At 36.9% G+C, this 12,201-nt stretch carries 11 protein-coding genes; 5 read left to right on the top strand and 6 right to left on the bottom strand.

Annotated elements, in window-relative coordinates; translation table 11 throughout:
- The first annotated feature begins 80 nt into the window (after positions 1 to 80).
- On the top strand, positions 81 to 941 hold the full coding sequence (locus tag A6M14_RS05435) for an SDR family oxidoreductase (protein ID WP_152873992.1): 861 nt from the start codon (positions 81 to 83) through the stop codon (positions 939 to 941).
- A 45-nt stretch (positions 942 to 986) separates the two neighbouring features.
- The gene (locus A6M14_RS05430; protein WP_152873991.1) at positions 987 to 1,619 is read left to right on the top strand and encodes a nitroreductase family protein; all 633 of its coding nucleotides are present in this window, start codon (positions 987 to 989) and stop codon (positions 1,617 to 1,619) included.
- Between the two features lie 98 nt (positions 1,620 to 1,717).
- Here A6M14_RS05430 and A6M14_RS05425 read toward each other — a convergent pair whose 3' ends face one another.
- From A6M14_RS05425 to A6M14_RS05410, 4 genes are all read right to left on the bottom strand, one after another.
- Positions 1,718 to 2,131 (bottom strand): hypothetical protein, encoded by a 414-nt coding sequence (locus A6M14_RS05425; protein WP_152873990.1) that lies wholly within the window; start codon positions 2,129 to 2,131, stop codon positions 1,718 to 1,720.
- Positions 2,132 to 2,258: 127 nt separating this feature from the next.
- Entirely contained in the window at positions 2,259 to 2,858 is a 600-nt protein-coding gene (ssb, locus tag A6M14_RS05420) for a single-stranded DNA-binding protein (RefSeq protein ID WP_152873989.1), read from the bottom strand.
- Between the two features lie 51 nt (positions 2,859 to 2,909).
- Positions 2,910 to 4,274, bottom strand: a complete 1,365-nt coding sequence (locus A6M14_RS05415) for an MFS transporter (RefSeq protein WP_152873988.1) — start codon at positions 4,272 to 4,274, stop codon at positions 2,910 to 2,912.
- 154 nt (positions 4,275 to 4,428) lie between these two features.
- Positions 4,429 to 5,508, bottom strand: coding sequence for a DUF475 domain-containing protein (locus A6M14_RS05410; protein ID WP_152873987.1), 1,080 nt, complete (start codon positions 5,506 to 5,508; stop codon positions 4,429 to 4,431).
- A 322-nt stretch (positions 5,509 to 5,830) separates the two neighbouring features.
- On the opposite strand from A6M14_RS05410, the gene tenA reads away from it, so the two are divergent.
- Positions 5,831 to 6,502 carry a thiaminase II gene (gene tenA / locus A6M14_RS05405; RefSeq protein ID WP_152873986.1) on the top strand — a complete coding sequence of 224 codons (672 nt, stop codon included), beginning with the start codon at positions 5,831 to 5,833 and terminating at the stop codon, positions 6,500 to 6,502.
- Between the two features lie 253 nt (positions 6,503 to 6,755).
- Here the strand turns inward: tenA and A6M14_RS05400 are convergent, their stop codons facing one another.
- Positions 6,756 to 7,097, bottom strand: coding sequence for a GlpM family protein (locus A6M14_RS05400; RefSeq protein ID WP_152873985.1), 342 nt, complete (start codon positions 7,095 to 7,097; stop codon positions 6,756 to 6,758).
- Between the two features lie 209 nt (positions 7,098 to 7,306).
- Here A6M14_RS05400 and A6M14_RS05395 point away from each other — a divergent pair, with 209 nt between their 5' ends.
- Positions 7,307 to 7,690, top strand: a complete 384-nt coding sequence (locus A6M14_RS05395) for a hypothetical protein (RefSeq protein WP_152873984.1) — start codon at positions 7,307 to 7,309, stop codon at positions 7,688 to 7,690.
- A gap of 176 nt (positions 7,691 to 7,866) precedes the next feature.
- Positions 7,867 to 10,698: an excinuclease ABC subunit UvrA gene (gene uvrA, locus A6M14_RS05390; RefSeq protein ID WP_152873983.1), complete on the top strand. Its 2,832-nt coding sequence runs from the start codon at positions 7,867 to 7,869 to the stop codon at positions 10,696 to 10,698.
- 374 nt (positions 10,699 to 11,072) lie between these two features.
- Here uvrA and blaOXA read toward each other — a convergent pair whose 3' ends face one another.
- A complete protein-coding gene (gene blaOXA, locus A6M14_RS05385) occupies positions 11,073 to 11,921 on the bottom strand; it encodes an OXA-1258 family class D beta-lactamase (protein WP_152873982.1) in 849 nt (282 codons plus the stop codon).
- Between the last annotated feature and the right edge of the window lie 280 nt (positions 11,922 to 12,201).

Here is a 12,201-nt window from a genome sequence, read left to right as displayed (position 1 = left end):
TAAAAAAATGAATAGTACAGTTTTATTAATCTCCCTTTAACAACTTCACTTTAAAAAAAGTTAAAACAATAGGAATTCATATGATATTAGTTACAGGCGCAACAGGCCAATTAGGCTCAAGCGTAATCTCTCAATTAAGTAAAACAACATCAAAAGATCAATTTTCTATTTTTGCTAGAGATGAAACTAAAGCTTCAAAGTATAAAGAACAAGGCATTGAAGTTCGTATTGGTGACTTCGATCAAATTTCATCTTTAGGATATGCCTTTAAAGGCGTAACAAAACTTTTACTTATCTCTACAATGGATTTCAATCGCTTAGAACAACATAAAAATGTGATTGATGCAGCAAAAATGGCAGGTGTAAAGCATATTATTTATACAGGCTTAGCCATTCAAAATATTGAAACTTCAAATGTTAAAGACCTAATGCAAAGCCATTTTGATACTGAAAAATATATACAAGCGAGTGGCTTAGATTTTACTTTTGTTCGAAACACCATGTACACAGATGCAATTCCCCTCATTGTTGGTGAAAAAGTATTTGAACAAGGTGTTTATTTACCAGGTGGTGATGGCAAAGTTCCTTATGCTTTACGCAGAGAAATGGGCGAAGCAATTGCCAATTTATTGGTACAAGAGAATCATGAAAATAAAACCTATAATATTACAGGTGATGTCGCTTATTCATATGCAGATATTGCGCAAACATTGAGTCAAATTAGCAATAAGAATATTAATTATATCAATGCAGATGAAGCTCAATTCGAACAACTATTAAAAGACATTCAACTTCCTGAGTTCCTAATTTATTTAACCAAAGGAACTGTTATAGATATCAAACAGCATCAATATGAAATAAATAGCTCAGACTTAAAAACACTTTTAGGTAGATCGCCTTTAGATTTGAAATCTGCACTTAAAGAGTTATATCAAATTTAACTATTCAACCAAAACAATGAAACACAATACAAACTAGGAATACTTATGGAACTTTTAAAAGCATTAAATTGGCGCTATGCAACTAAACGTATGACAGGTGAAAAACTTGAGCAAGCGCTTGTTGATCAAATTGTTGAAGCTGCTCGTTTAGCACCTACATCTGCGGGTGTACAACCTTTTCACATTTTCGTCATTTCAAACCCAGAAATGAAAGAAAAAATCTCTCCTATCGCATTTAATCAGCCACAAATTGTTGAATCATCTCACTTACTTGTTTTTACAGCTTGGGACAAAATGGATCCAGAGCGTATTCAAGCAATTTATGATTATACGAATAATGAGCGTGGCTTGCCTTTAGATAAAACAGCCGATGTTGTTGCTGGCTTGAATCAATTATTCTCGACATTTACTGAAGAACAACAGCACCATCATGCTGCAAAACAAGCGCATATTGGCTTTGGTATGGCAATTGCTGCTGCCGCTGAATTAGGTGTAGATGCAACACCAATGGAAGGCTTTGATAAAATCCAATTAGATGAGTTCTTAGATTTAAAATCGAAAGGTCTAATGTCAGTAACTTTACTTGCTTTAGGTCGTCGTCAACCTGAAGGTGATTGGTTAAGCGCATTGAAAAAAGTACGTCGTCCAACAGAAGAGTTTATTACTGAAATTAAGTAATGACTGAATTAGGCAAAAAAAGAGCACCAATATTGGTGCTCTTTTTATTTAAGAAAATTCAAAAAATAAATAATCATCGGTTTTAAAGTAATTTCACATTAAGATTTTTTCGCGTTGCAGACATATTTATACACTTTCATTAAATCTGTATGAGAATCATAAATAGGTTCAAAATATACTGTTGAAAATGGTGTATCTGTATCTATTGCTTTGCCATTTGGCTTAAAACGCTGACTTTTAATGGTTGCTTTAGTTTGTTCTTTACAATTGATGTGGTGTATTGCTTGAATATAACCACGCGGTGCAATTTGTAATGATGGCACACCATATGTATAAATATATTTATAACCATACTCTATAACAGATGGATGTCCCGCTGCACTTTTTATATGGTTTGAGTTTACAAATGTTTCGCCATATTCATCTGTACTTACTTTTACCCATTTTTCTGATGTTATTGCATAAGCTGTTGTCGTAAAAAATAAAATTGATATTGCTATGAGTTTTTTCACGCTTATTCCCCCAAATAATTATTCGTGTTTGATCCTTCATTTATAATAGATTTTTTAAAATATAACAAAATAAAAAACCCTTTGATGAATCAAAGGGTTTTTTGAATATGGTTTACTGTTTTAAAAATTAGAACGGTAAATCATCATCTAAGTCTGAAGGTGCTGTTGCCATTGGCTTAGCAGGTTGTTGCTGTGGCTTAGGCGCTTGGAAACCTTGGTTAACATTGTTGCCATAGCCACCTTGTGGTGCTTGTTGTTGGTTGTTATAACCACCAGACTGTTGACCGCCATAACCACCTTGATTGCCGTAGTTATTGCCACCACCTTGGTTATTATTGTTAAAACGTGGTTGAGCAAAACCATCTTGCTGATCGCCACCTTGTTGTTGACGGTTCGCAGAATCGAGCATTTGCATTTGTTCGCCACGAATTTCAGTCGTGTAGCGTTCTTGACCACTTTGGTCTGTCCATTGGCGTGTACGCAATGAACCTTCAATATAAACTTTAGAACCTTTACGCAAGTATTGTTGTGCAATTTCACCTAAACGGTTGTGCAATACAATACGATGCCATTCTGTTTGTTCTTTACGTTCACCTGAACTTTTGTCTGTCCAAGATTCGCTTGTCGCGATAGAAAACTGAGTGAGTGATCCACCATTTGGAAATGTTTTTGTTTCAGGGTCTTTACCCAAAGTACCAACTAAGATTACTTTATTTACGCCGCGCATTTGCTGTTATCTTCCTATTCGATTCTATGTTTTACTTTATAAGAGTTCTCATTAAATGACTACCTCTTTACCTAACAAGTGCGTTAAATGTTGTCGTGCAGCATCATCTATCTGCATTTTATCAACTTTTACATAAGCAACTTGCTGTTCAGGCATCACTAAGACCTCTTCAATACCATGAATTGCCAATAATTGAGAAGTCCATTCATCTGTTTGTTTGGTGTCAGGCAATCTTAATACTAGAGATGATAAATAACGAGGTTGTGACAAGCCAAAACTAATGAATAACCAAACAATGGCAATTGCCGTTAAGATGCTCCACCCCATCGCTGTATTATTCAGCATAATAAGCTGACCACCCAAAATACCACCACAAAATGCCCCTAAAAATTGACCACTCGCATTCACCCCCATAGCCGTTGCCTTAGACTGAATAGGTGCTGCTTTAGATAACCATGAAGGCAATAAAGCTTCCATCACATTAAATGCAATAAAGAATAATCCCAAGCCTAAAAGCAGAATGTATTTAGATTCGAAGCCAAATATCATAAAGATTAAGCCTAAGATAATACCGCCAATTGCTGTGAGGAAAATGCCTCGCATTTTGCGATACTTTTCAGCCAAAATAATACTTGGGAAAGCGAAAAATAAACTCAAAACTAATAAAGGTAAATAGATTAAACCATGGCTAGATAATGGAATTTTTGCATAATTAATGAGTTGTAAGGGCACATATATAAACATGGCTGTTAGCAATAAATGCAATGAAAAAACTGAAACGTGTAACCGGTTCAAATCTTTCATTTTCAGTACTTCTTTTAACTGTACCAAATAACCTTGTTGAAAATTTTTGTGATGACGCGTTACTTTAGGTACAAGGAACAACATAGAAATAGCAAGTATACCCATAATGGTTGTTACCCAAAATAAACCTGAAATACCCACCAAACTGGTTAACCAAGGTCCTAAACTAAAAGCAATAACAAAGGATAAGCCAATACTCATACCCATCATTGCCATTGCTTTAGAACGTTGTTCTTCACGCGTTACATCTGCAAGTAATGCCATGACCACCGCAGAAACTGCACCGCCACCTGCAATTGCGCGACCAATAATAACGCCATAAATGGTGTCAGACATGGCAGCAATGGCACCGCCTAAAGCAAAAAGCAAAAGTCCAAATACAATAAGAGGTTTACGACTATAACGATCTGCAATAAGACTAAATGGAATTTGTAAAATGGCTTGAGTTAAACCATAAACACCCACAGCCAAACCAATCAGTGCAGGTGTTGCACCTTGATATGCCTGCCCTGCAACTGAAAATACAGGAATAATCATGAACAAACCCAACATGCGTAAGGCAAAAATACTACTTAAAGCAAAGGTTGAGCGACGTTCAAGGGCGTTCATCATAGGTCATTAAAACTCGTTAATTTCTGTGGAAGATTATAGGTCATTTGATGCTAATCTCTGCATATATTTTATTTGAAATAAAGATGATCACCATCTAAAAAAACAAAAAAGCGTAACTTAGGTTACGCTTCTCAACAACTTAATCACAAAGAGATCATGTCATTTGTCGTTTATTATATTGAATAGATGCAATCACAGCCCAAACGATGAAAGCCACACCAATTAAGCCTGTAACAACTTCAGGTACGTGCAAGCCTGTGCCACTTGCAATCATAATAAATGCTAATGCACCAATGGCATAATGCGCACCATGTTCAAGGTAAACATAAGCATCTAATGTGCCTTTATCTACAAGGTAAATTGTCATAGAACGTACGAACATTGCACCAATAGCAAGACCCAACATAATAATGACAACATCTGAAGTAATCGCAAATGCACCAATTACACCATCAAAACTAAAAGATGCATCTAAAACTTCTAAATAAAGGAAACCACCAATACCTGCTTTAACCACTCCGCCCGGTATAACATTCCCTTCTTTGTCTACACTGTTACCATCTTCATCTACTTCAGGTTCGCCACCCAATAAGTGACCTAGAACTTGAACGCCAATATAAATCACAATGCCCCAAATACCTGCCATTGTTACCACTAAGCGTTTTGCTTCATCAACATTTGCTGCCATAACAAGCAATGCAATAAGCGCAACAAATACAGACATTGCAGGAACATTGGCTAAGTTTGCTAAACGATTTTCAAGCCATTTGAACCAATGCGTATCTTTCCCTTCATCTAAGAAGAAGTTTAAGAATACTAGTAACAGGAATGCTCCACCAAAAGCAGCAATTTCAGCATGATGATCTAACAAACGTTGTGAATAGGTTTTAGGATCATTCAGCGCCAATTGAACCACTTCCATAAAGCCCATATCTGCTGTTACAGCAACAATGGCAACAGGGAAAATTAAACGCATACCAAAAACAGCAACAATAATACCCACTGTTAAAAATAGCATTTTCCAAAAGTGATCCCAATTACGCAGAACTGAGGCATTTACGACAGCATTATCAAATGAAAGAGATACTTCCATTACGGCTAAAATTGCCGTTACTGTTAGTGCTGTGAACATGGTTTGTAAGCCAGCTTCTGGACCGTGGGTATAACCCCAATATGCAGAAATAGCCAAACACACGATCGTAAAAAAGATAGAGAAACCAAAATGTTTCAACATGGTAGAACGACCTTAAATAATTCAAATATTAAAATTTGGTAAAATTATACAGCACAAAAATTATTTTATTTTCCATTTTAGATAATCCAGTGTCTGTCGTTTTTTTTGCTTTGTGTAATTTTTACCGTGTGAGATCCATCAAGCAGTTTTAAATATTGTCTGATTCAACTTTGCTCAATTATCACTATTTTTTTTAATTAGTCCAAAGTCTTCATATTATTTTTTGAAACTGCGTAAATATTAATACTTCTGCAACACGCTATAGGTACTGAATTGCTATATTAAGCCTAACAATATCAACATGCTCGAAACAGGATTTAAGATGAGCTTTTCACAAGACGTTTGGAATAGAAATTTAGATTTATATCAAAAAACACTTCAGCATCCTTTTAACCAAGAGCTTGCGCAAGGAACTTTAGACAAAGATGCTTTTTGTCATTATGTCATTCAAGATGCACATTATTTAGTGGCTTATGGTCGCTCGCTTGCGGTATGTGCTGCAAAAGCATTTAGCGCAGAAGAAATTATTCAATTCTCTGAAGCTGCAAAACTTGCCATTGTATTTGAACGTGAAATGCACAATGAATTTTTAGATCAATTTAAAATTTCTACGCAAGACTTTGCAACAACACCGCTTACGCTTGCTTGCCATCATTACACCTCATTTTTACAAGCAACGGCTTGGTCTGAAAGCTACCCTGTTGTTTTGGCATCTCTACTGCCTTGTTTCTGGATTTATGCAGAAGTGGGTAAAGATATTGTGAATAAATCGGTAGAAAATAATCCGTATCAAGCTTGGATTGATACTTATGCAAGTGATGACTTTCATGAAGCCGTACAAAAAGTGATTGATACTGTAGATGCAATTGCTGAACGTTGCGATGTAGATACGCTTGAAAAGATGCATCAAGCATATACACGTGCTGCACAGCTTGAATGGTTGTTCTGGGATGGTGCTTATCATCAAAGACAATGGAATGGTTTAGACGCTTAATTGCAAAAATCAATCTGAAACTTTTTATTGATATGCGACAACGTCATCCGCTACTGATTGAGGTAAACAGACATTTTTAGAATACTGTTTCTGTGGCTATTCTGAAAGCTGTTTATTTTTGATGAGTTCAGTGGATGACAAAAGGTTTTAGCTACTTTTCCGTTACAAAAGTAGCGAATGAGCTCTTTCCACACATAAGCTCAATGGAAAGACTCCGTCACAATGAAATGCTTTCTCTGAATAATAATTTCATTTATTGGTGATACAACTGCCAACCATAAATTAAACCTGCCGCAGCAACCACCCAACACAAAGTCGCTAAACCCAAACACGACCACATCGACATTTTAGTTGCAAGCACATACACCATCAGCAAATAAATAAAATATGGAATAAGCGACCACAAACCAAATAAAGCAGTTTTCTGTAATGCCCCTGCCCCTTGTTGTTGCGACACAATCACATGCGCAATTAAAGCAAAAGTCGGAAATAGAGGAACCAATCCTGCAATATAAAAAGCTTTGCTTTTCGACAAAATAGAAATAAGAAGAACAACCGCAGCACCTAAAGCACACTTCAAAAATAACGCAAACATAATTTATTTTTCGTAAATTCCTTTTTCAGCATTATAGCTGAGTAAAAACATGTTCTACGATAAAAATCATAAACTTAAAGATTATTTTTCAATCAAAAATATATTTCTGAATATTTACAAAAAATTGATTTGTAATTATTAAATGACACGGTACACTACTATTAATGAGAATTATTATCATTTAAAAAATAACATTGGAGCAACTCGATATGAATCAGGAAACACAAGGTACCGAAGCCATTCGCGCCATGATTACATTGCGAAAGTGCTGGTATGAAAATGATGAAATTTATTTAAACCAAGGTTGTTTGCATTGTGGCTCTGCTGCGACTTATTTAATTTATTTTACCAACCGCAAAGTTCAAAATTTAATGCTCGATTTTATTGGTCGCTATAATTGCAACCCTAAACTAAATTTCGATTTTCTAGATATTGAAAACTTTTCAGAACAATATGAACACTTTTTATCTCAACTTGAACGCTTAGTGATTCAATACTCTTTCGGTAAAACACAACAAACAAAAGCACAATCTTTTGAAAATATTGAATCTATTTTTGAACGTCCTTATTCTGGCTTATGTGATATCGCTTAGTTTTCTTTCAAATTTTTAGCATCTTTCTAGCACAGTTTTATACTGTGCTTTTATTTGTGTCACATTTAAAACAATCACCGCCACAAATTGTCGTTTTAATTACTTTATTTTGCACTCGAACAATTTTCATGCGCTATCATATACCTTTATTCACGCACCCTTTTTGAGAAGTATTTATGAGTCAAAGTCATATCCGTATTCGAGGCGCACGCACCCATAATTTAAAAAATGTGTCACTCGATATTCCACGAGACAAGTTTGTGGTAATCACGGGACTTTCAGGCTCAGGGAAATCATCTTTAGCATTCGATACTTTATATGCCGAAGGTCAGCGACGCTATGTAGAATCACTTTCTGCCTATGCGCGTCAATTCCTATCTCAAATGGAAAAACCTGAAGTCGATTCAATTGAAGGTTTAAGCCCTGCCATTGCGATTGAGCAAAAATCGACAAGTCACAACCCACGCTCAACCGTGGGAACTATCACCGAGATTTATGACTATTTACGTTTGCTCTACGCACGTGTCGGCACGCCATATTGCCCAGAACATGACTTACCGATGGTGGCACAAACTATTTCAGAAATGGTCGATGCTGTAAAAGGTCTTGAAGAAGGAACAGCACTGATGTTGCTTGCGCCTGTTATTCGAGATCGCAAAGGTGAATACACCAATTTATTTGAACAATTACAAAGCCAAGGTTTTGTTCGTGCGCGTGTCGATGGCGAAGTCATGGACATCGACCCAATTCCTGAACTCGATAAAAAGAAAAAACATACCATTGAAGTAGTGATTGACCGTTTTAAAGTCCGTGATGATTTAGGCAACCGAATTGCAGAATCTTTTGAAACTGCATTACGTTTAGGTGGCGATATTGCCACCCTTTCATGGATGAAAGGCGAACAAGCAGATCGTACGTTCTCTGCAAAACACTCTTGCCCAGAATGCGACCGCGCAGTTGGCGAATTAGAACCGCGTTTGTTCTCGTTTAACAATCCATTTGGTGCCTGCCCGACTTGTGATGGTTTAGGAACGCGCAGTCATTTCAGTGCCGATAAACTTATTCCGAATAAAGAAGTTTCTATTAGCCAAGGCGCAATTCGTGGTTGGGACAGACAACGCCCTTACTACTACAGCATGATTCAAAAAGTTGCTGATCATTTTGGTTTTTCTGTAGATACGCCATGGAATGAACTTGATGCCGATACTCAAAAGAAATTTTTGTACGGCACAGGCAAAGATAAAATAGATTTAAGTTATATCGATGAACGTGGTCGCTCACATAAACGTGTACAAGCTTTTGAAGGAATTTTGCCACATTTAGAACGTCGTTACCGTGAAACAGAAAGTAATTATGTGCGTGAAGATTTAGCACAATATCTTTCAAATGCCGCATGTGACGTTTGTGATGGTTCACGTTTAAATGAAATCTCACGTAATGTAAAAATCTTAGATAAAACCATCGCCCAAATTACTAAAATGTCGATTGGTGATGCTGAAAATTACTATCAAGATGTTCAACTTGAAGGTGCCAAAGGCGAAATTGGCGATAAAATTTTCAAAGAAATTCGTGAACGTCTACATTTCTTAGTATCTGTTGGTTTGAATTATTTAAGCCTTTCACGTTCTGCCGAAACCCTTTCAGGGGGTGAAGCACAGCGTATTCGTTTGGCTTCGCAAATTGGTGCGGGCTTAATGGGCGTGATGTACGTGCTCGATGAACCGTCAATTGGTTTACATCAACGTGATAATGACCGTTTGCTTGAAACCTTGGTTCGTTTACGTGATTTAGGTAATACCGTTTTAGTGGTTGAACATGATGAAGATGCCATTCGTGCAGCCGATCATATTATTGATATTGGTCCTGGCGCAGGTATTCATGGTGGTCACGTCATTGCCGAAGGTACTTATAATGAAATTCTTGCCAATCCTAAATCTTTAACAGGTCAATATTTATCGGGCAAGTTAAAAATTGAAGTGCCAACAGTTCGTATTCAACCGCCAAAACCTGAAGAACAAATTAAGCTGATGGGTGCTGCAGGTCATAACTTAAAAAATGTCGATTTGACCATTCCTTTAGGCATTATGACTTGTGTGACAGGTGTTTCAGGTTCAGGTAAATCAACCTTAATTAACCGTACACTTTTACCGCTTGCTGCGACTCAATTGAATGGTGCAACAACGCTTACAGCGGAAAAATTTGACTCGATTGATGGTTTGCAGTTCTTAGATAAAGTGGTTGATATTGACCAAAGCCCTATTGGTCGTACGCCTCGTTCAAACCCTGCAACCTATACAGGTTTGTTTACACCAATTCGTGAATTATTTGCACAAACACCTGAAGCAAAAGCACGTGGTTATGCCGCAGGTCGTTTCTCGTTTAACGTGAAAGGTGGTCGTTGTGAAGCCTGTGAAGGCGACGGCATGATTAAAGTTGCAATGCACTTTTTACCCGATATGTATGTGCCTTGCGATGCGTGTCATGGCAAACGTTATAACCGTGAAACTTTGGAAGTTGGCTATAAAGGCAAAAACATTTCTGATGTTTTAGAGATGACCGTTGAAGATGCAATGCATTTCTTTGATGCGATTCCTGTCATTCACCGTCGTTTGGAAACCTTGCATCAAGTTGGTTTGGGTTATATCCGTTTAGGTCAATCTGCAACGACACTTTCGGGTGGTGAAGCGCAACGTGTGAAATTGGCACGTGAACTTGCGAAGCGTGATACGGGTAAAACTTTATATGTGCTAGATGAACCAACAACAGGTTTGCATTTCCATGATATTGCGAAACTTTTAGATATTCTCCATGAGCTTCGTAATAAGGGTAATACCATTGTGGTGATTGAGCATAATTTAGATGTAATTAAAACTGCCGATTGGGTGATTGATTTAGGTCCTGAAGGTGGTGCGGGTGGCGGTATGATTATTGCTGAAGGTGTGCCTGAAGAAGTGGCTAAATCTACAGTTTCGCATACAGCGAGATTTTTGAAGACGATGTTGAAGTAATCTCCCCCTCTTGCGGAGCAATACTCCTCATCTTTTTGAAAGAGGAGAATTCCCTCCTTTCTACTTGCGCCATATATGGCTCAGGGTTAGGGAGGATTCAAAATAGTAAATTATTATGCTAAAACGGTGATTCATTCACCGTTTTTTATTTGGGGAAATAATGTGGTTTTCAAAAAAACATAACTATGAGCCTGCACCAACTTTATTAATTATTTAATTGATAAAACAAAAGATCAAAACTGAAACTCAATCACATGACAGCGACATGGATGTCGCTCGTTTGACTGGGGCAGCACGGATGTGCCCTCAGTCAAACAAAAGCATTTTGCTACTTTTGTGCTTTCAAAAGTAGATTAACCCCAAACTATTAATTTTTATAAATAATGAAAAACACCCAACTTATCTAATGCATCTAAAGTTAATTGCTTCCGCAAACTCACATCATCGCCATCTTTCATTTGCATATTCAAAGCAAAGCTCACAACCTGACCATCTGCCTTTTCAACAAAACCCACATACCAACCTACTTGCGGGTCAACATCCATACCCCAACCACTTTTCGCATATAAACGATTTTCCCCTCTACGCTCCACATACAACATCTCTTTCACTTGTTGCTGAACTTCAGATTTAAAATCTAATTGCCCCTTACCAAGTTTATATAAAAATTTCACTTGTTCATTTGGGGTAATAGTTAAAGGACCTTTTAACCAAAATTGATCGACCTGAGAACCTATTTGCATATTCCCATAGCCAATTCTTTCCAATTCCTTTTGCATTAATGGCAAACCAATACGACGTGCCAAAGCTTGATAAACAGGCACAGCTGAAACTTGCATTGCTTCAGCTAAAGTCATGTCCTTTTCCCAAGACTTTATAAATTTGGATTTTCCATCCCATTTAAATATTTCTGTAGACGTGGCTTTCCCCTGCTCTAAAGCAATTAAGGCATTGGTAATTTTAAAAGTAGATGCAGGAATATAAGCAGTATCTGCACGGTTCAAATGTGTGCCATATGCGTTAAGTTTTGTACCATCGAATGTAACAAAAACAGCATCTGCATGTGCTTCTTTAAATAAAGCCTGAATCCTTAAAGCAGGATTTACTGAATTTAAATGAGATATGGTTGGCTGATGTACCAATTGATTTTGATTATAAGTTGATGCACATGCCATAAGCCCCATGCTGACAAACATCACAGTACAATATTGAAATAGTTTCATATTAAAAAGTAAGATAAAAAAACTAGATTGAATGAGGTGTGAAAAAAACACTATTGAGTTTTCGTATATTGATAAATGAAGGAAATTAAAAACTGTTTCAGATTACCCCAGAACAGCATTCTTACCTTGCGTTTTGACCTTCAATAAAGACTTATCTGCACGTTCCAACAAAGCCATCCAAGATACCGCTCCAACAGCAACACCCGCACTAATAGAAACACTCACAAACTCATTCAAATCTTTAACGTAAAATTCAGAATTATTAGGGTCTGTTGACATT

Source organism: Acinetobacter portensis (genome assembly GCF_009372215.1).
Taxonomy (GTDB): Bacteria; Pseudomonadota; Gammaproteobacteria; order Pseudomonadales; family Moraxellaceae; genus Acinetobacter; species Acinetobacter portensis.
The sequence above is the reverse complement of the archived record's forward strand: the minus strand, read 5'-3'. Positions and strand labels throughout refer to the sequence as shown.

Bases quoted from the DNA above. Each gene is read 5' to 3' on its own strand.
- blaOXA (WP_152873982.1), bottom strand. From the start codon at position 11,921: ATGAAACTATTTCAATATTGTACTGTGATGTTTGTCAGCATGGGGCTT.
- A6M14_RS05410 (WP_152873987.1), bottom strand. From the start codon at position 5,508: ATGTTGAAACATTTTGGTTTCTCTATCTTTTTTACGATCGTGTGTTTG.
- uvrA (WP_152873983.1), top strand. From the start codon at position 7,867: ATGAGTCAAAGTCATATCCGTATTCGAGGCGCACGCACCCATAATTTA.
- ssb (WP_152873989.1), bottom strand. From the start codon at position 2,858: ATGCGCGGCGTAAATAAAGTAATCTTAGTTGGTACTTTGGGTAAAGAC.
- tenA (WP_152873986.1), top strand. From the start codon at position 5,831: ATGAGCTTTTCACAAGACGTTTGGAATAGAAATTTAGATTTATATCAA.
- A6M14_RS05435 (WP_152873992.1), top strand. From the start codon at position 81: ATGATATTAGTTACAGGCGCAACAGGCCAATTAGGCTCAAGCGTAATC.
- A6M14_RS05415 (WP_152873988.1), bottom strand. From the start codon at position 4,274: ATGATGAACGCCCTTGAACGTCGCTCAACCTTTGCTTTAAGTAGTATT.
- A6M14_RS05430 (WP_152873991.1), top strand. From the start codon at position 987: ATGGAACTTTTAAAAGCATTAAATTGGCGCTATGCAACTAAACGTATG.
- A6M14_RS05395 (WP_152873984.1), top strand. From the start codon at position 7,307: ATGAATCAGGAAACACAAGGTACCGAAGCCATTCGCGCCATGATTACA.
- A6M14_RS05400 (WP_152873985.1), bottom strand. From the start codon at position 7,097: ATGTTTGCGTTATTTTTGAAGTGTGCTTTAGGTGCTGCGGTTGTTCTT.